A 17,644-nucleotide genomic window follows, 5' to 3' on the forward strand; every position below is an offset into this window, starting at 1 on the left:
GCGCCTTTAAAAGATAGTCTAATCAGCAGATTACTGGTATTCGCTCATCGGCACGCAGGAGCAGAACAGATTACGATCGCCGTAAACATCGTCCAGACGCTTAACGGTCGGCCAGTACTTGTTGTTCAGCCCCGCCGGGAAGACCGCCAGTTCACGGGTGTACGGATGGTTCCACTCGCTCACCAGTTCACCCTGAGTATGCGGCGCGTTCACCAGCGGGTTATCCTCCAGCGGCCATTCACCGCCTTTCACGCGGTCGATCTCGCCGCGAATCGCCAGCATCGCATCGATAAAGCGGTCCAGCTCCACTTTGCTTTCCGATTCGGTCGGTTCCACCATCAGCGTGCCGGCAACCGGGAAGGACATGGTCGGAGCGTGGAAACCAAAATCAATCAGTCGCTTGGCAATATCCAGCTCGCTGATGCCGGTCTCTTCTTTCAGCGGACGAATATCCAGAATACATTCGTGCGCCACGCGACCATCGCGGCCGGTATACAGCACCGGGAACGCGTCTTTCAGCCGGGTAGCGATGTAGTTGGCGTTCAGAATCGCCATCTGGCTCGCCTGTTTCAGCCCCTCTGCGCCCATCATACGGATATACATCCAACTGATCGGCAGAATGGAGGCGCTGCCGAACGGCGCGGCGGAAACCGCGCCCTGGCGGGTCAGCATGCCTTCAATTTGCACCACGCTGTGGCCCGGCACAAACGGCGCCAGATGCGATTTCACGCCGATCGGCCCCATACCCGGGCCGCCGCCGCCGTGCGGAATGCAGAAGGTTTTATGCAGGTTGAGGTGCGAGACGTCCGCGCCGATAAAGCCCGGAGAGGTAATGCCGACCTGGGCGTTCATGTTCGCGCCGTCAAGGTAAACCTGGCCGCCAAACTGATGCACCACTTCGCACACTTCGCGAATAGTCTCTTCATAAACGCCATGGGTGGACGGATAGGTCACCATGATGCAGGAGAGGTTCGCCGCATGCTGCTCGGCTTTCGCCCGCAGATCCGCCAGATCGATGTTGCCATTTTTATCGCAGGCGACCACCACCACCTGCATTCCCGCCATCTGCGCGGAAGCCGGGTTGGTGCCGTGCGCAGAGCTTGGGATCAGGCAGATATCGCGATGCCCTTCGTTGCGGCTCTCGTGGTAATGGCGAATCGCCAGCAGGCCCGCGTATTCGCCCTGCGCGCCGGAGTTCGGCTGCATGCAGACCGCATCATAGCCGGTCAGCTTAACCAGCCAGTCGGAGAGCTGGGCAATCATCTGATGATAGCCTTCGGCCTGGTCAACCGGGCAGAACGGATGCAGTTCGGCGAATTCCGGCCAGGTGATCGGGATCATCTCGGCGGCGGCATTCAGCTTCATGGTGCAGGAGCCCAGCGGGATCATCGCCTGATTCAGCGCCAGATCCTTACGCTCCAGCGCGTGCATATAGCGCATCATCTCGGTTTCGCTGTGGTAGCGGTTGAACACCGGATGAGTGAGGATCGCATCGTCACGCAGCATGCTGGCCGGGATCGAACGGCTGTCCAGGGCCACGTCTTTATCCAGCGTGTCGATATCCAGGCCGTGATCGTCGCCCACGATGGCGCGGAACAGGTTCAGGACGTCTTCGCGCGTGGTGGCTTCATCGAGCGTGATCCCGACGGCGTGATGAATATCGCTGCGCAGGTTGATCTGCAGCGCTTCCGCCCGCGCCAGCACAGCAGCTTTATCGGCAACGTCCACGCACAGGGTATCGAAGTAGTGAGCATGGCGGAGCTTAAGACCTTTTTTCTGCAGGCCATCGGCGAGAATATCGGTCAGGCGATGAATACGGCTGGCGATACGCTTCAGGCCGGCCGGGCCGTGGAACACGGCGTACAGGCTGGCAATATTGGCCAGCAGCACCTGGGAGGTACAGATATTGGAGTTCGCTTTCTCGCGGCGAATATGCTGCTCGCGCGTCTGCATCGCCATGCGCAGCGCGGTATTACCCGCCGCATCTTTCGATACGCCGATAATACGGCCCGGCATGGAGCGTTTGAATTCATCTTTTGCGGCAAAAAACGCCGCGTGCGGGCCGCCGTAGCCCATCGGTACGCCGAAGCGCTGGGCGGAGCCAAACACAATGTCCGCGCCCTGCTTGCCCGGGGCAGTCAGCAGAACCAGGGCCATAAAATCGGCCGCGACGCTGACAATCACTTTGCGCGCTTTCAGGTCAGCTATCAGTTTGCTGTAATCGTGAACCTCGCCGGTGGTGCCTACCTGCTGCAGCAGCACGCCAAAGACGTCCTGATGGTCGAGCGCTTTTTCCGCATCATCGACAATCACATCGAAACCAAAGGTTTCCGCGCGGGTGCGCACCACGTCCAGCGTCTGCGGGTGAACGTCGGCAGCGACGAAGAAGCGGTTGGCGTTTTTCAGTTTGCTTACGCGTTTGGCCATTGCCATCGCTTCCGCAGCGGCGGTGGCTTCGTCCAGCAGCGAGGCCGAGGCAATATCGAGCCCGGTCAGGTCGAGGGTCACCTGCTGGAAATTCAGCAGTGATTCCAGGCGACCCTGGGAAACCTCCGGCTGATAAGGCGTATAGGCGGTATACCAGCCCGGATTTTCCAGCATGTTGCGCTGAATCACCGGCGGCAGCTGCACGGCGGTGTAGCCCATGCCAATGTACGACTTGAAGCGCTTGTTACGACCGGCGATCGCCTTCAGTTCCGCCAGCGCGGCGAATTCCGTGGTTGCTTCGCCCACCTGCGGCGGCGTTGCCAGCTGGATATCCTGCGGCACAATCTGGCCAATCAGGGCGTTAAGCGAATCGGCGCCAACGGTTTTCAGCATCTCCTGCTGCTGCCGGGCATCCGGGCCGATGTGACGTTCAATAAAGGCGTCACGGTTTTCAAGCTGGCCTAAAGTCTGGGTCATGAGCGATGGTTCCTGAACGTGCGGTGAATCGTGATTGTCTGACGGGTTTGCCCGGCGAGCACTGACGCTAACCGGGCCAGAAGACGCAAATCATTCGCGTTGCAGGAAGCCAACGCCCCTGCCACGTGAAGGATGAAGCGTATTTATTCGTCTTCTAACAGAGCTTCATATGCGGTCGCATCCAGCAGCGCGGCAACCTGAGCTTCATCGCTGGCTTTGATTTTAAAGATCCAGCCGCCGGCGTACGGCTCGCTGTTGACCAGCTCAGGGGAGTCGTTCAGCTCTTCATTGACGGCAACAATTTCGCCGCTAATCGGCGCGTAGATATCGGAAGCGGCTTTGACGGATTCGGCAACCGCGCAGTCGGCGCCCGCTTCTACGGCGGCGCCCACTTCCGGCAGGTCAACGAAAACCATATCGCCAAGCAGCTCCTGCGCGTGCTCGGTGATACCGACGGTATAGGTGCCGTCCGCTTCTTTACGCAGCCATTCGTGTTCTTTGCTGTATTTCAGTTCTGCTGGTACGTTGCTCATCAATTCATCTCCAAATGGGAAATCACACCACGGCTTTGCCGTTGCGTACAAAAACGGGTTTGGTCACTTTGACCGGCATTTCGCGATTGCGAATCTGCACCACGGCGGTTTCACCGATGCCTTCCGGTACGCGCGCTAAGGCAATACTGTAGCCCAGCGTCGGGGAGAAGGTGCCGCTGGTGATAATGCCTTCTTTCTGATTGCCATCGGCATCGCTGAAGCGCACCGGCAGGCCGCCGCGCAGAACGCCTTTCTCGGTCATCACCAGGCCGACCAGCTGTTCGGTGCCTTTTTCACGCTGGAGTTCCAGCGCTTCACGCCCGATAAAATCACGGTCAGCCGGTTCCCAGGCAATGGTCCAGCCCATGTTAGCCGCCAGCGGAGAGACGCCTTCGTCCATCTCCTGGCCATAAAGATTCATGCCCGCTTCCAGGCGCAGCGTATCGCGCGCGCCAAGGCCGCACGGCTTAACGCCCGCGTCCAGCAGACCGCGCCAGAAATCCACCGCCTGCTCGTTCGGCAGCGCGATTTCATAACCCGCTTCACCGGTATAGCCGGTAGTCGCAATAAACAGATCGCCCGCCTGCACGCCAAAGAACGGCTTCATGCCTTCCACGGCCTGGCGCTGCGCGTCGGTAAACAGCGTCGCCGCTTTCTCTTTCGCCTTTGGACCCTGTACGGCGATCAGGGATAGATCGTCACGCACGGTTATCTCAAGACCATAGGATTCAGACTGCTGGGTGATCCAGGCGAGGTCTTTTTCACGGGTGGCGGAGTTAACAACGAGGCGGAAATAGTCTTCAGAAAGGAAATAAACAATCAGGTCATCAATGACGCCGCCGGAGGCGGTCAGCATGCCGCTATAGAGCGCTTTACCCGGCACGGTGAGCTTCGCAACGTCGTTAGCCAGCAGATAGCGCAGGAACTCGCGGATTCGGTTGCCGTGAAAATCGACGATGGTCATGTGCGACACATCGAACATTCCGGCATCACCGCGCACCGCATGATGCTCATCGATCTGGGATCCGTAATGCAGCGGCATCATCCAGCCATGGAAATCCACCATGCGCGCGCCGCATAGCGTGTGTTGTTCAAACAACGGAGTCTGTTGAGCCATCTTTTCCTCATCGAATAAAACGGAACCAGCCACGATTTTTGGCGTTTTTTGCGCCGCGAAAAACGCCGCCAGCATCGCTAAAGGACGCCGACGCAAACGTTCTCTTTGGCCTGAACTTACCACCGATATCCGCACTAAACCATAAGCCTGGTCAGGACATCACATTAGCTTATGACCAAAATCAGCCGCAGAGCCTACAGAGTTTTTATCTGCAATAAAGCGATTCAACCCGCACAAAACCAAACCCATTAATTAAAAAAGCAGCGCATGATGATATTTTCTGCGAAATGACGGGCCTAATTTCTATAACAAAAAAAAGGTAACATTAATAAAACTAATGCGAAAAACGAGGTGAAATTAGATTATTTCAAATGAGAGGAGATAACCCGGCGCGGCGGCCGGGTGAGAGAAGTGTGACGTACTTAACGTAACCAGGCGGGCAGGTCGTTGAGCCCCATCGCTTGACGGATAAGCTGCGGCTTCACGCCGGGCAATGTATCCGCCAGCTTAAGACCGATATCGCGCAGCAGCTTCTTCGCCGGATTGTGGCCGGAGAACATGTCACGAAAGCCCTGCATCCCCGCCAGCATCAGCGCAGCGCTATGTTTACGGCTGCGTTCATAGCGACGCAGATACAGATGCTGGCCGATATCCTTGCCCTGCGCGTGCAGGCGCTTCAGTTCGTCGATCAGCTCGGCGGCATCCATAAAGCCAAGATTAACGCCCTGCCCCGCCAGCGGATGAATGGTATGGGCGGCATCGCCGACCAGCGCCAGACGATGGGCGGCAAACTGACGCGCATAGCGGCCGGTGAGCGGGAAGACCTGGCGCTCGCTCTCCACGGCGCATAAGCCGAGGCGGTTATCGAAGGCAATATTCAGCGCCTGGTTAAAAGCGGCATCGTCCGCCTGCCGCATCCGCTCAGCCTCTTCGGGAGAGAGCGACCAGACAATCGAGCAGAGGTGCGGATCGCTCAGCGGCAGAAACGCCAGAATCCCTTCGCCGTGGAACGCCTGACGCGCCACCGCTTCGTGCGGTTCTTCGGTGCGAATAGTGGCAACCAGCGCATGATGGTGATAATCCCAGTAGGTGAGCGGGATATCAGCTTTATTGCGCAACCATGAATTGGCCCCATCGGCGCCAACCACCAGCCGGGCGGTTAACATCGTGCCGTCCTGCAGGCTAAGAAAGGCCTCGTTCTCCCCCCACGCAACCTGCTGCAGCTGCGCCGGGGCCAGTAGAGTGACGTCCGCGCAGCGCTGCGCTTTTTGCCACAGGGCGTGGTGAACCACGGCGTTTTCAATAATATGCCCAAGGTGGCTAAAGCCCATGCTCTGGTCATCAAAGCTGATGCGGCCAAAACTGTCTTTATCCCACACTTCCATACCGTGGTAGCAGCTGGCGCGCTGGGCGATAATATCCTGCCAGACGCCCAGTTTGCTCAGCAGCTTCTCGCTGGCGGCGTTAACCGCCGACACCCGCAGCGCCGGCGGCGCATCCGCGCTTAACGGCTGAGGCGCGGCCTGTTCCAGCACCGCAACGCGCAGCCCGCTGCCCTGCAAACCGCAGGCAACCGCCAGCCCCACCATTCCACCGCCAACAATAGCGACATCAACACTTTGCACGTTTCACTCCTTAACGGGGGACCCAACCGAGGGTACGCTGCGCCAGCGCATCGCGCGCCGGGGTAAATAATTCCATCGCCATCAGGCCGACGTTGCGCCCCACCACCAGCGGCGCCCAGCGATTGGCGAACAGATGCACCAGCCCATCGGTCACGCCGACGGTGGCGGCTTTATCTGCGGCGCGGCGGGTCTGATAGCGGCTCAGAAGCGGATAGCCGCCCGGATCCTCTCCTTCTGCCTGCGCCTGCGCCAGCATTTCCGCCAGGCTCATGACGTCGCGCAGACCGAGGTTAAATCCCTGTCCGGCAATAGGATGCAGCGTTTGCGCCGCGTTGCCGACCAGCGCCAGACGATGCGCAACCGTGCGGCTGGCTCGGGTGAGCGAGAGCGGATACACGCTGCGCTTTCCGGCATGGACGATCCGGCCAAGACGCCAGCCGAATGCCTGCTGAAGCTCATGGCGGAAGCGTTCGTCCGACCAGCTCAGCACCTCTTCACGCCGCGACTGCGGATGACACCACACCAGCGAGCAGCGGCCCTGCGACATGGGCAGCATCGCCAGCGGGCCGTGTGGGGTAAAGCGTTCAAACGCGCGCCCGCTATGCGGCTGCGCGGTACTGACGTTGGCGATAATCGCCAGCTGTTCATAGGGTTCCTGCTGCCAGCTGATACCACAGCGGGCCCCCAGCGTCGAGCGCGAGCCGTCGGCGGCGACCAGCAGTTTACCGCTGAGGGTTTCGCCGTTGTCCAGAACCAGGCTGACGCTCTCTTCGCTGCGGCTGACATTTTCCACCTTTGCCGGGCAGTGCAGCGTCACGCCCGGCGCCTTGCGTAGCTGCGCAAACAGGCGCTGGCCGACATCGTGCAGCTCAACCACCTGACCCAGCGCCGACAGCCCATACTCCTCAGCCTCGAGCGTCACAAACCCCGCGTGGCCGCGATCGCTGACGTGAACGCGCTGAATGGCCGTGGCGCAGTCGGCTATCTCTTGCCAGATATCAACGCGAGCCAGCTGCTGGCAGGTGCCGGCAGCCAGAGCGATGGCGCGGGCGTCAAAGCCCGGATGCTGCGCGGAATCCGGCGCAGATGCTTCAACCAGATGCACCGGCAGCGTACCGCCGGTCAGGCGAGATATCGCTAGCGCCAGCGTCGCGCCGGTCATTCCTCCGCCGACGATCAGGACGCTCATAGCTGGCGCGCCGCCGCCATCAGCGCCTCGATATCGTCCGCTTTTTTCACTACGCCGGCGGTGAGGTTCTCATTACCGTCTTCGGTAATGACGATGTCGTCTTCAATACGAATGCCGATGCCGCGGTACTGGGCCGGCACGTCGGCATCCGTCGCAATATACAGCCCCGGTTCAACCGTCAGCACCATTCCCGGCTCAAGAATACGCGAGCGGTCAACGTCATAGCTGCCGACATCATGCACGTCGAGCCCCAGCCAGTGGCTCAGGCCATGCATAAAGAAAGGACGATGGGCGTTATTGGCAATCAGCTCATCAATTTCACCTTTCAGGATCCCCAGACGCACGAGGCCGGTAATCATAATCCGCACCACCTGCTGGTTAACCTCTTTAATTGAGGTACCTGGGCGATAGAGCTTCAGCGAGGTTTCCAGAGATTCAAGGACGATATCGTAAATCTCGCGCTGGGCCGGGCTAAATTTGCCGTTAACCGGGAAAGTTCGGGTGATATCGCCCGCGTAGCCGCGGTATTCGCAGCCTGCGTCAATCAGCACCAGATCGCCGTCGCGCAGCTCGCACTCATTTTCGGTGTAGTGCAGGATGCAGCCATTTTCGCCGCCGCCCACGATGGTGTTATAAGAAGGAAAGCGCGCGCCGTGACGGTTGAATTCGTGAAGGATCTCGCCTTCCAGATGATATTCGAACATCCCGGGACGGCATTTTTCCATAGCGCGGGTGTGGGCCAGCGCGGAGATCTCCCCTGCGCGGCGCATGACCTCCAGCTCTTCTGCCGATTTAAACAGGCGCATCTCATGCACCATCGGCCGCCAGTCAATGACCGAGCCTGGCGCCTGCAGATTCTGCCGTACGCCTTTGCGCAGTTTTTCCAGCGCGTTAAACACGATGTCGTCGGCGTAGGCATATTCGCCCTGCGCAAAGTAGATAGCGTCGAGGCCGTTAAGGAGCTGGAACAGCTGCTGATTGATTTCACTAAATGCCAGCGCGCGATCGACGCCCAGCTTCGCGGGGGCAGCTTCCTGCCCGAGGCGGCGGCCAAACCAGATTTCAGCGGTCAGATCGCGCACGCGGTTAAACAACACGCTGTGGTTGTGCGTCTCATCGCTTTTAATCAATACCAACAGCGCTTCTGGCTCATTAAAGCCGGTGAAGTACCAAAAATCGCTGCTCTGCCGGTAGGGATATTCTGAATCTGCGCTGCGTACTGCTTCCGGCGCGGCGAAAATGAGCGCTGCGCTGCCCGGCTGCATCTGCGCCAGTAGAGCCTGGCGACGAGAGAGAAATTCCTGCTGAGTCATGACGCCCCCTGAACGATTTAATGAATGATTAGTGTAGCGTCGGCTTTTGAACTTCCGGCGCAGTGGGTTTCTGAAGAGAGAAGGTGTCGTGGCACAGCAGCGCAGCAACGCGTACGTATTCGATAATCTCCTCCAGAGACATTTCGAGCTCTTCCTGATCCTCGTCTTCGTCATACCCGAGCTGAGCAATATTGCGCAGATCGTCGATGGCTTCACCCGTTTCGTCTTTGACTTTATCCAGCTTAGGCTGCGTCACGCCCAGCCCAAGCAGAAAATGGTTCACCCAACCCGCGAGCGCATCGGCGCGATCGAACACGCTCACCTCGTCGCCATCCGGCAGGTAGAGCTGGAATAAGAAACCATCATCCTCCAGCGAATCGCTGGTGGCGGAATGCATGTTACGCAGCGCCTGCGCCAGCTCGTGACCAAAAGCCAGGCCTTCGTTAGTCAGATCGTGCACCAACGGCTGCCAGCTGCTGTCTTTGTTGCCGCCGCACAGGATCCCGCTAATCAAACCGTGCATTTCGGCAGGGGTTAATCCTACCCCTTGTTGGTTCAGTAACTGGTCTACAGCGTTGTAGCCAGGCATTTCGTTCTGTATAGACATGCGCATTCGTCATCGTTGGGAGGAATATTCATGATATGCTACCACTTTGGACCCTGGTGAACCAGAATAGGGCTTGTATCTTAAAACCAGGGTAGCTATAGTGTCGCCCCTTCGCAGACCCTCCCAGGGCGTGAAGGCCGCGCAGTCAATCAGCAGGAAGGTGGCATGTCTGCACAACCCGTAGATCTCCAAATTTTTGGCCGTTCACTACGAGTGAATTGCCCGCCTGAACAAAGGGATGCCTTAAACCAGGCAGCTGACGACCTGAATCAGCGGTTGCAAGATTTAAAAGAACGCACTAGAGTCACAAATACTGAGCAGCTGGTCTTCATCGCCGCGTTGAACATCAGCTATGAGTTGACTCAGGAAAAAGCGAAAACCCGCGACTACGCCGCCAGCATGGAGCAGCGTATTCGGATGCTTCAGCAGACCATCGAACAAGCATTGCTTGAGCAAGGTCGCATAAGCGAAAGACCCGGGCAGAAGTTTGAATAACACTTTGCATTTAACTGTGTTAGAGTAATCGCAAGAACAAAATTTCTCTGAGATGTTTGCAAGCGGGCCAGTCCCCTGAGCCGATATTTCATACCACAAGAATGTGGCGCTCCACGGTTGGTGAGCATGCTCGGCCCGTCCGAGAAGCCTTAAAACTGTGACGACACATTCACCTTGAACCAAGGGTTCAAGGGTTACAGCCTGCGGCGGCATCTCGGAGATTCCCTTCTTTTTCGTTTCATCCCCCCCTAAGTTAATTTTCGGCTTTTGCCGTCGTGTATTAGACTACGCCTGTTGGTATCGTTTGCTCACCGATGAGACTCAGGTATGACCCTATTGTCAGATATCCCCTTTACCAGGCAGCAAATTCGTCAGCAGATCCGCCAGCGCCGACGCGCGTTAACACCGGAGCAGCAAACCCAGTTCGCCCTCCATGCGGCGGACAGAATGATGGCGTATCCGCCGGTTCTGCTCGCGCAGACGGTCGCGGTATTTCTTTCGTTTGATGGCGAGCTGGATACGCGGCCGCTGATTGATCAGCTCTGGCGGGCAGGCAAACGGGTCTATCTCCCCGTGCTTCATCCGTTCAGCCCCGGCAATCTTCTGTTTCTGCACTACCACCCAAGCAGCGATCTGGTGGTGAATCGTCTGAACATCCGCGAACCGAAGCTCGACGTGCGCGATGTCCTCCCGCTTAGCCAGCTGGATGTACTGGTAACGCCGCTGGTCGCGTTTGATGCCGCCGGACAGCGCCTGGGTATGGGCGGCGGATTTTACGACCGGACGCTGCAAAACTGGCGGCAGCATCGCCTGCAGCCGGTCGGCTACGCGCATGATTGCCAGCAGGTTGACGCGCTGCCGACGGAGCAGTGGGATATCCCGCTGCCAGCGGTCATCACGCCGTCAAAAACCTGGCTCTGGTAAAACGCCCGAACAATTGACATTGCTGTTTTTTTCACCTAAATTCCTGGGTAAAGGGTGAGGGAGGCGAACCTCCCTCCTGCATTCTCTCTGTTAATATGCTGGCCAGGCGATGATTAACAGGATAAGCAGCATGATGAAGAGTCTCATCATCGTCCCTTTCCTTTTAGAGCCCCTGCCTCGGTAGGGGCTTTCCCGTTTCAGCCCCACGCTGAGTCTTTATCGTAAATCCCTTTCTTTCAGGCACAACGACATCCGACGGTTTTAATCGCCGTTTGCGGCAAGCTTCGCAAAGCGTTTGGGTGGCGACGGGAAATTGCAGAAGGGTCTATCAGGAGAAAAGGGGCAGGTCGATGACCTGCCCGCTGGCATAAAAGGAGTTAGAACAGCAGACGGGCGCGGATGGTACCAGGAATAGCCTTCATCGCCTGCAGCGCGCTCTGGGCGACATCTTCTTCGGCTTCGATATCAATGACCACGTAGCCCATTTGCGGAGTGGTTTGCAGATACTGCGCCGCGATGTTAATGCCCTGCGCGGCGAAAATCTGGTTAATCGCGGTCAGAACGCCCGGACGGTTTTCATGGATATGCAGCAGACGGCGCCCGCCGTGCAGCGGCAGCGACACTTCCGGGAAGTTAACCGCCGAGAGCGTAGAACCGTTATCGGAGTATTTCGCCAGCTTGCCCGCCACTTCCAGACCGATGTTTTCCTGCGCTTCCTGAGTTGAGCCGCCAATGTGCGGGGTCAGGATAACGTTGTCGAACTCACAGAGCGGAGAGTTGAACGGATCGCTGTTGGTCGCCGGCTCGGTCGGGAAGACGTCGATCGCCGCGCCCGCCAGGTGCTTGCTCGCCAGCGCATCGCACAGCGCCGGGATATCCACCACGGTGCCGCGAGAGGCGTTGATCAGCAGCGCGCCGGGTTTCATCAGCGCCAGCTCTTCCGCGCCAATCATGTTCTTCGTAGAGGCGTTTTCCGGCACGTGCAGGCTCACCACATCGCTCATGTTCAACAAATCAGAAAGATGCTGGACCTGAGTCGCGTTACCTAACGGCAGCTTGCTTTCAATATCGTAGAAATAGACATGCATCCCCAGCGATTCGGCCAGAATACCCAGCTGCGTGCCGATATGACCATAGCCGATAATACCCAGCTTTTTGCCGCGCGCTTCAAAGCTGCCGACCGCCAGCTTGTTCCATACGCCGCGGTGCGCTTTGGCATTTGCCGCCGGTACGCCGCGGAGCATAAGCAGTAGTTCGCCGATCACCAGTTCAGCAACGGAACGGGTATTGGAGAACGGGGCGTTAAACACCGGGATACCGCGTTTCGCCGCCGCGTTTAAATCAACCTGATTGGTACCGATACAGAAGCAGCCAACCGCGACCAGCTTCTCCGCCGCCGCGAAGATCTCTTCAGTCAGATGAGTACGGGAACGCAGGCCGATGAAATGGGCATCACGGATGGACGCTTTCAGCTCTTCGCTATCCAGCGCGCCTTTATGAAATTCGATATTGGTGTAGCCCGCTGCGCGAAGGCTGTCCACCGCTTTTTGGTGCACACCTTCAACCAGCAGAAATTTAATCTTGTCTTTTTCCAGTGATACCTTAGCCATTTCCCCGTCCTGTTTTTGTCTTAACTGATGTCGTGCGGAACGAAAGTTCTTCTCAGCAACATATCAAAAAAAACTATTGCGGCAATATGAACGTTTGCGTCGGCAACCTGAAGAAATATCAATCAGCGGGAAATAGCAGGACAAAACACCAGAAAGTAAAAGAAAGGTAGATTGTTACTAAGACAAGGCGCATAAATGTGACAGAAGTCACCAAAATAGGCCTGGAGAAAAAATATTTGCGAGGGAGCGATTCGCTCCCTCGGATCAGACTATTTAGTGATAGTTTTTACACCATCAGCGGTGCCAATCAGCGCAACGTCCGCACCGCGATTCGCAAACAGGCCGACGGTCACGACGCCCGGAATACCGTTAATGGTATTTTCCAGCGCAATAGCGTCCAGAATTTCCAGACCAAACACATCGAGGATCACGTTGCCGTTATCGGTCACGACGCCCTGACGATACTCCGGACGGCCGCCCAGCTTAACCAGCTGACGCGCCACGGCGCTGCGCGCCATCGGGATCACTTCCACCGGCAGCGGGAATTTACCCAGAATATCCACCTGCTTGGAAGCATCGGCGATACAGATAAATTTGTCGGCGACCGAAGCGATAATTTTCTCACGCGTCAGCGCTGCGCCACCGCCCTTGATCATCTGCATATGGCCGTTGATTTCATCTGCGCCGTCCACGTAAATACCAAGACGATCAACGCTGTTCAGATCAAAAACCGTGATACCGAGGCTTTTCAGTTTTTCAGTAGAGGCATCAGAGCTGGAAACCGCCCCTTCTATTTGCCCTTTCATGGTACCCAGCGCATCGATAAAGTGCGCCGCCGTCGAGCCCGTACCGACCCCAACGATAGTGCCCGGTTGTACATACTGCAGTGCCGCCCAGCCTACCGCTTTTTTCAGTTCATCTTGCGTCATGATTATGGTCCGAGATGTGAATTCCTGAGGCGCATTATAGAACATCAGGGGGGTCATTGTCCCTGCGACGGCGATCACACAACGCGGTCGCCAATTTTTCATCTTCATCAAAAACAAATTTATGTCATAGTGCGAGTTAACGAAAAGTATTAGGGGGCACGCCAGAGCAATGAAACGACCGGACTACAGAACACTACAGGCGCTGGACGCGGTAATCAGGGAACGAGGGTTTGAGCGCGCCGCGCAGAAGCTTTGTATTACGCAGTCCGCCGTCTCTCAGCGCATCAAACAGCTGGAAAACATGTTTGGACAACCGCTGCTGGTGCGAACCGTACCGCCGCGTCCCACCGAACAGGGGCAAAAGCTGCTGGCCCTGCTGCGTCAGGTCGAACTGCTGGAAGAGGAGTGGCTGGGCGATGAACAAACCGGCTCCACGCCGCTGCTGCTATCGCTGGCGGTCAACGCCGACAGCCTGGCCACCTGGCTGCTGCCCGCGCTCTCCAGCGTGCTTTCCGACTCCCCTATTCGGCTGAACCTACAGGTGGAAGACGAGACCCGGACCCAGGAACGTCTGCGCCGCGGCGAAGTGGTCGGCGCGGTCAGTATTCAGCCGCAGGCGCTGCCCAGCTGCCTGGTCGATCAGCTCGGCGCCCTCGACTACCTGTTCGTCGCCTCGAAGGAGTTTGCCCAGCGCTATTTCCCCAACGGGGTGACCCGCTCGGCGCTGCTGAAAGCGCCGGTGGTGGCATTCGATCATCTCGATGATATGCACCAGGCCTTTTTGCAGCAGAACTTCGATTTGCCGCCGGGCAGCGTGCCCTGCCATATCGTGAACTCCTCGGAAGCCTTTGTGCAGCTGGCCCGCCAGGGAACAACCTGCTGTATGATCCCGCATCTGCAAATTGAGAGAGAGCTGAACAGCGGCGAACTGATTAACCTCACGCCGGGCCTGTTCCAGCGCCGGATGCTCTACTGGCACCGTTTTGCTCCGGAAAGCCGCATGATGCGCCGGGTGACCGATGCGCTAATCGATTACGGCCACAAGGTGTTGAGACAAGATTAACCCCCGCAAGCAGGCCGGCGCCGTCCGGCCTGTATGACCCACCTTCTCCTGTTCATATCTTTGAAATACATCACAAAATAAAACATTTCATGCGGCAAAAAACGACGCATCGATGGCTATTTTTTGCTGGCGACAGGGGCGATGAAAAAGCTCACCGTATTCGCAATATCCCATTTCATTGCGCATACGGAGCACAACATGTCAGAGTTACGGGAGTGGCAAACGCTCGCCAACAAAGAGCTCAGCCGGCGGGAAAAAACCGTCGATGCCCTGGTAAAACAGACGGCAGAGGGCATTGACGTTAAGCCGCTGTATACCGAAGCCGATCTTGATAATCTGGAAGTGACCGGCACCCTACCCGGCCTGCCGCCTTACGTTCGCGGCCCGCGCGCCACCATGTACACCGCACAGCCGTGGACCATCCGCCAGTACGCCGGTTTCTCTACCGCTAAAGAGTCCAACGCTTTCTATCGCCGCAACCTCGCCGCCGGGCAGAAAGGGCTTTCCGTCGCCTTCGACCTCGCGACCCACCGGGGCTATGACTCCGATAACCCGCGCGTGGCGGGCGACGTGGGGAAAGCCGGCGTGGCGATCGATACCGTCGAAGACATGAAGATTTTATTCGATCGGATCCCGCTGGATAAGATGTCCGTATCGATGACCATGAACGGCGCGGTGCTGCCGATAATGGCGTTTTATATCGTCGCGGCGGAAGAACAAGGGGTGGAGCCTGAACAGCTCACCGGCACGATCCAGAACGATATTCTGAAAGAGTACCTGTGCCGGAATACCTATATTTACCCGCCAAAGCCCTCAATGCGCATTATCGCCGACATCATCGCCTGGTGTTCGGGCAACATGCCGCGCTTTAACACCATCAGCATCAGCGGCTACCACATGGGCGAAGCCGGAGCCAACTGCGTGCAGCAGGTGGCCTTTACCCTGGCCGACGGTATCGAATACATCAAGGCCGCGCTCTCGGCCAGGCTGAAAATCGATGACTTCGCCCCGCGCCTGTCGTTTTTCTTCGGCATCGGTATGGATCTGTTTATGAACGTCGCGATGCTGCGCGCCGCACGCTACCTGTGGAGCGAAGCGGTAAGCGGCTTCGGCGCTACCAATCCGAAATCCTTAGCCCTGCGCACCCACTGCCAGACCTCCGGCTGGAGCCTCACCGAGCAGGATCCGTATAACAACGTAATCCGCACCACTATCGAAGCGCTCGGCGCCACGCTCGGCGGCACCCAGTCGCTGCACACCAACGCTTTCGACGAGGCGCTTGGCCTGCCCACCGACTTTTCCGCCCGTATCGCGCGTAATACGCAGATCATCATCCAGGAGGAGTCAGAGATCTGCCGCACCGTAGACCCGCTGGCCGGATCGTACTACCTCGAATCGCTGACCGATCGGATCGTTAAGCAGGCGCGGGCCATTATGCAGCAGATCGACGACGCGGGCGGAATGGCAAAGGCGATCGAGGCCGGACTGCCGAAACGGATGATCGAAGAGGCCTCCGCCCGCGAACAATCGCTGATCGACCAGGGCAAGCGCGTCATCGTCGGCGTCAATAAGTACAAGCTGGAAAAAGAAGATGAAACGGCGGTACTGGAGATCGACAACGTCAAGGTGCGCAACGAACAGATCGCCTCGCTGAAAAAAATTCGCGCCAGTCGGGACGACGTGACGGTAAAAGCCGCGCTGAACGCCCTCACCCACGCCGCGCAGCATGGTGAAAACCTGCTGGCCGCCGCCATCAACGCCGCCCGCGTCCGCGCCACGCTGGGCGAAATTTCCGACGCGCTGGAGGCGGCGTTTGACCGCTACCTGGTGCCCAGCCAGTGCGTCACCGGCGTGATTGCGCAAAGCTACCACCAGTCAGACAAAGCCGCCGGCGAGTTCGACGCTATTGTTGCGCAAACCGAAAAATTCCTCGCGGAACGCGGCCGCCGCCCGCGCATTCTGATCGCCAAAATGGGTCAGGACGGTCACGATCGCGGGGCCAAAGTGATCGCCAGCGCCTATTCCGATCTCGGCTTCGACGTTGACCTGAGCCCGATGTTTTCCACGCCAGAAGAGATCGCCCGCCTGGCGGTGGAAAACGACGTGCACGTGGTGGGCGCCTCCTCGCTGGCGGCAGGCCACAAAACCCTGATCCCCGAGCTGGTCGATGCCCTGAAAAAATGGGGGCGGGAAGATATCTGCGTCATCGCCGGCGGCGTCATCCCGCCGCAGGATTATGCCTTCCTGCAGGCGCGCGGCGTGGCCGCCATTTACGGCCCCGGTACGCCGATGCTGGAGAGCGTACGCGACGTCCTGATGAGGATTAGCCAATATCATGATTAACCACGCCACGCTGACGGACGCCGTGCGGCGACTACGCCTGGGCGAGCGGGCCACGCTCGCCCAGGCCATGACGCTGGTGGAAAGCCAGCATCCCCGCCATCAGGCGCTAAGCGCACAGCTGCTGGATGCCATTATGCCCTTCACCGGCAACGCCCTGCGCCTCGGCGTCACCGGCACGCCGGGGGCCGGAAAAAGCACTTTTCTGGAAGCTTTCGGCATGCTGCTGATTCGCCACGGCCTGCGGGTCGCGGTGATAGCGGTCGATCCGAGCAGCCCGGTCAGCGGCGGAAGCATTCTTGGCGACAAGACGCGCATGATCGAACTGGCGCGATCGGATTCGGCCTTTATTCGCCCGGTGCCCTCCAGCGGCCATCTGGGCGGCACCAGCCTGCGCGCGCGGGAGCTGATACTGCTGTGCGAAGCGGCGGGCTATGACGCGGTGATTGTCGAAACCGTCGGCGTCGGCCAGTCGGAAACGGAACTCTCCCGGCTGGTGGACTGCTTTATCTCGCTGCAGATCGCCGGCGGCGGTGACGATCTGCAGGGCATTAAGAAGGGGATTATGGAGATGGCGGATATCGTGGTTATCAATAAAGATGATGGCGAGAACCGCGCCAGGGTGGCAATCACCCGTCATATGTATGAATCCGCCCTGCATATTCTGCGCCGCAAGCACGCCGCGTGGCAGCCGCGCGTTTTGAGCTGTAGCGCGCTGGAGCAGCGCGGCATCGAAGCCGTCTGGCTCGCAATTCTTGACTTCAAAACCACCCTCACCGACAGCGGCGATCTGGAAAAACTGCGCCAGCGCCAGGCGCTGGAGTGGCTGCAAAAACAGGCCGAAACCGAGGCGCTGCACCTGCTGTTTGCCCGAACCGACTTTGCGCGCTACTTCCAGCAAACGCTACAGGCGGTAAAAAACAACGGCCTCTCGCCGCGCACCGGCCTGCGGCAGATTAGCGAATTCCTCCAGAATCATTACTTTGCGTAAAAGG

14 protein-coding genes and 1 other RNA gene are annotated in these 17,644 nt (G+C 58.2%); 6 read left to right on the forward strand and 9 right to left on the reverse strand.

Annotated elements, in window-relative coordinates:
- Positions 1-30 precede the first annotated feature (30 nt).
- From gcvP to ABLU96_RS22765, 7 genes are all read right to left on the reverse strand, one after another.
- Positions 31-2,904 carry an aminomethyl-transferring glycine dehydrogenase gene (gcvP, locus tag ABLU96_RS22735; RefSeq protein ID WP_014226805.1) on the reverse strand — a complete coding sequence of 958 codons (2,874 nt, stop codon included), beginning with the start codon at positions 2,902-2,904 and terminating at the stop codon, positions 31-33.
- Positions 2,905-3,047: 143 nt separating this feature from the next.
- Complete coding sequence (gene gcvH, locus ABLU96_RS22740) at positions 3,048-3,437, reverse strand: glycine cleavage system protein GcvH (RefSeq protein WP_004854088.1); 390 nt, start codon at positions 3,435-3,437, stop codon at positions 3,048-3,050.
- Positions 3,438-3,459: 22 nt separating this feature from the next.
- Positions 3,460-4,554, reverse strand: a complete 1,095-nt coding sequence (gcvT, locus tag ABLU96_RS22745) for a glycine cleavage system aminomethyltransferase GcvT (protein ID WP_064404342.1) — start codon at positions 4,552-4,554, stop codon at positions 3,460-3,462.
- A gap of 422 nt (positions 4,555-4,976) precedes the next feature.
- The gene (ubiI, locus tag ABLU96_RS22750) at positions 4,977-6,179 is read right to left on the reverse strand and encodes an FAD-dependent 2-octaprenylphenol hydroxylase (RefSeq protein WP_014839515.1); all 1,203 of its coding nucleotides are present in this window, start codon (positions 6,177-6,179) and stop codon (positions 4,977-4,979) included.
- A gap of 10 nt (positions 6,180-6,189) precedes the next feature.
- Complete coding sequence (gene ubiH / locus ABLU96_RS22755) at positions 6,190-7,368, reverse strand: 2-octaprenyl-6-methoxyphenyl hydroxylase (RefSeq protein ID WP_047722933.1); 1,179 nt, start codon at positions 7,366-7,368, stop codon at positions 6,190-6,192.
- Complete coding sequence (gene pepP, locus ABLU96_RS22760; protein WP_014226807.1) at positions 7,365-8,681, reverse strand: Xaa-Pro aminopeptidase; 1,317 nt, start codon at positions 8,679-8,681, stop codon at positions 7,365-7,367. The genes ubiH and pepP overlap by 4 nt, the downstream gene beginning before the upstream one ends.
- A 28-nt stretch (positions 8,682-8,709) precedes the next feature.
- Positions 8,710-9,288: a YecA family protein gene (locus tag ABLU96_RS22765; protein WP_004133578.1), complete on the reverse strand. Its 579-nt coding sequence runs from the start codon at positions 9,286-9,288 to the stop codon at positions 8,710-8,712.
- Positions 9,289-9,453: 165 nt separating this feature from the next.
- Here ABLU96_RS22765 and zapA point away from each other — a divergent pair, with 165 nt between their 5' ends.
- The 3 genes from zapA (at position 9,454) to ABLU96_RS22780 (ending at position 10,707) form a co-directional block, all read left to right on the forward strand.
- On the forward strand, positions 9,454-9,783 hold the full coding sequence (gene zapA / locus ABLU96_RS22770) for a cell division protein ZapA (protein WP_004105598.1): 330 nt from the start codon (positions 9,454-9,456) through the stop codon (positions 9,781-9,783).
- A 41-nt stretch (positions 9,784-9,824) separates the two neighbouring features.
- A non-coding RNA gene (gene ssrS / locus ABLU96_RS22775) (6S RNA) lies at positions 9,825-10,008 on the forward strand.
- A gap of 102 nt (positions 10,009-10,110) precedes the next feature.
- Positions 10,111-10,707 carry a 5-formyltetrahydrofolate cyclo-ligase gene (locus ABLU96_RS22780; RefSeq protein WP_014226809.1) on the forward strand — a complete coding sequence of 199 codons (597 nt, stop codon included), beginning with the start codon at positions 10,111-10,113 and terminating at the stop codon, positions 10,705-10,707.
- A 377-nt stretch (positions 10,708-11,084) separates the two neighbouring features.
- On the opposite strand, the gene serA is transcribed toward ABLU96_RS22780, so the two are convergent.
- On the reverse strand, positions 11,085-12,317 hold the full coding sequence (serA, locus tag ABLU96_RS22785) for a phosphoglycerate dehydrogenase (RefSeq protein WP_004115297.1): 1,233 nt from the start codon (positions 12,315-12,317) through the stop codon (positions 11,085-11,087).
- 269 nt (positions 12,318-12,586) lie between these two features.
- Positions 12,587-13,246 (reverse strand): ribose-5-phosphate isomerase RpiA, encoded by a 660-nt coding sequence (rpiA, locus tag ABLU96_RS22790; protein WP_004125006.1) that lies wholly within the window; start codon positions 13,244-13,246, stop codon positions 12,587-12,589.
- A 169-nt stretch (positions 13,247-13,415) separates the two neighbouring features.
- Between rpiA and argP the strand changes: the two genes are divergently transcribed.
- From argP to meaB, 3 genes are all read left to right on the forward strand, one after another.
- Entirely contained in the window at positions 13,416-14,309 is an 894-nt protein-coding gene (gene argP, locus ABLU96_RS22795) for a DNA-binding transcriptional regulator ArgP (RefSeq protein ID WP_004105608.1), read from the forward strand.
- A gap of 198 nt (positions 14,310-14,507) precedes the next feature.
- On the forward strand, positions 14,508-16,652 hold the full coding sequence (scpA, locus tag ABLU96_RS22800) for a methylmalonyl-CoA mutase (RefSeq protein ID WP_348862838.1): 2,145 nt from the start codon (positions 14,508-14,510) through the stop codon (positions 16,650-16,652).
- Positions 16,645-17,640 (forward strand): methylmalonyl Co-A mutase-associated GTPase MeaB, encoded by a 996-nt coding sequence (gene meaB, locus ABLU96_RS22805; protein WP_064375475.1) that lies wholly within the window; start codon positions 16,645-16,647, stop codon positions 17,638-17,640. Before scpA ends, meaB begins: the two co-directional genes overlap by 8 nt.
- Positions 17,641-17,644 lie beyond the last annotated feature (4 nt).

Source organism: Klebsiella sp. CN_Kp106, from assembly GCF_040064575.1.
Taxonomy (GTDB): Bacteria; Pseudomonadota; Gammaproteobacteria; order Enterobacterales; family Enterobacteriaceae; genus Klebsiella; species Klebsiella michiganensis.

Coding starts and splice junctions, on each gene's coding strand:
- gcvP (WP_014226805.1), bottom strand. CDS start 2,904: ATGACCCAGACTTTAGGCCAGCTTGAAAACCGTGACGCCTTTATTGAA.
- gcvH (WP_004854088.1), bottom strand. CDS start 3,437: ATGAGCAACGTACCAGCAGAACTGAAATACAGCAAAGAACACGAATGG.
- gcvT (WP_064404342.1), bottom strand. CDS start 4,554: ATGGCTCAACAGACTCCGTTGTTTGAACAACACACGCTATGCGGCGCG.
- ubiH (WP_047722933.1), bottom strand. CDS start 7,368: ATGAGCGTCCTGATCGTCGGCGGAGGAATGACCGGCGCGACGCTGGCG.
- pepP (WP_014226807.1), bottom strand. CDS start 8,681: ATGACTCAGCAGGAATTTCTCTCTCGTCGCCAGGCTCTACTGGCGCAG.
- ABLU96_RS22765 (WP_004133578.1), bottom strand. CDS start 9,288: ATGTCTATACAGAACGAAATGCCTGGCTACAACGCTGTAGACCAGTTA.
- zapA (WP_004105598.1), top strand. CDS start 9,454: ATGTCTGCACAACCCGTAGATCTCCAAATTTTTGGCCGTTCACTACGA.
- ABLU96_RS22780 (WP_014226809.1), top strand. CDS start 10,111: ATGACCCTATTGTCAGATATCCCCTTTACCAGGCAGCAAATTCGTCAG.
- serA (WP_004115297.1), bottom strand. CDS start 12,317: ATGGCTAAGGTATCACTGGAAAAAGACAAGATTAAATTTCTGCTGGTT.
- rpiA (WP_004125006.1), bottom strand. CDS start 13,246: ATGACGCAAGATGAACTGAAAAAAGCGGTAGGCTGGGCGGCACTGCAG.
- argP (WP_004105608.1), top strand. CDS start 13,416: ATGAAACGACCGGACTACAGAACACTACAGGCGCTGGACGCGGTAATC.
- scpA (WP_348862838.1), top strand. CDS start 14,508: ATGTCAGAGTTACGGGAGTGGCAAACGCTCGCCAACAAAGAGCTCAGC.
- meaB (WP_064375475.1), top strand. CDS start 16,645: ATGATTAACCACGCCACGCTGACGGACGCCGTGCGGCGACTACGCCTG.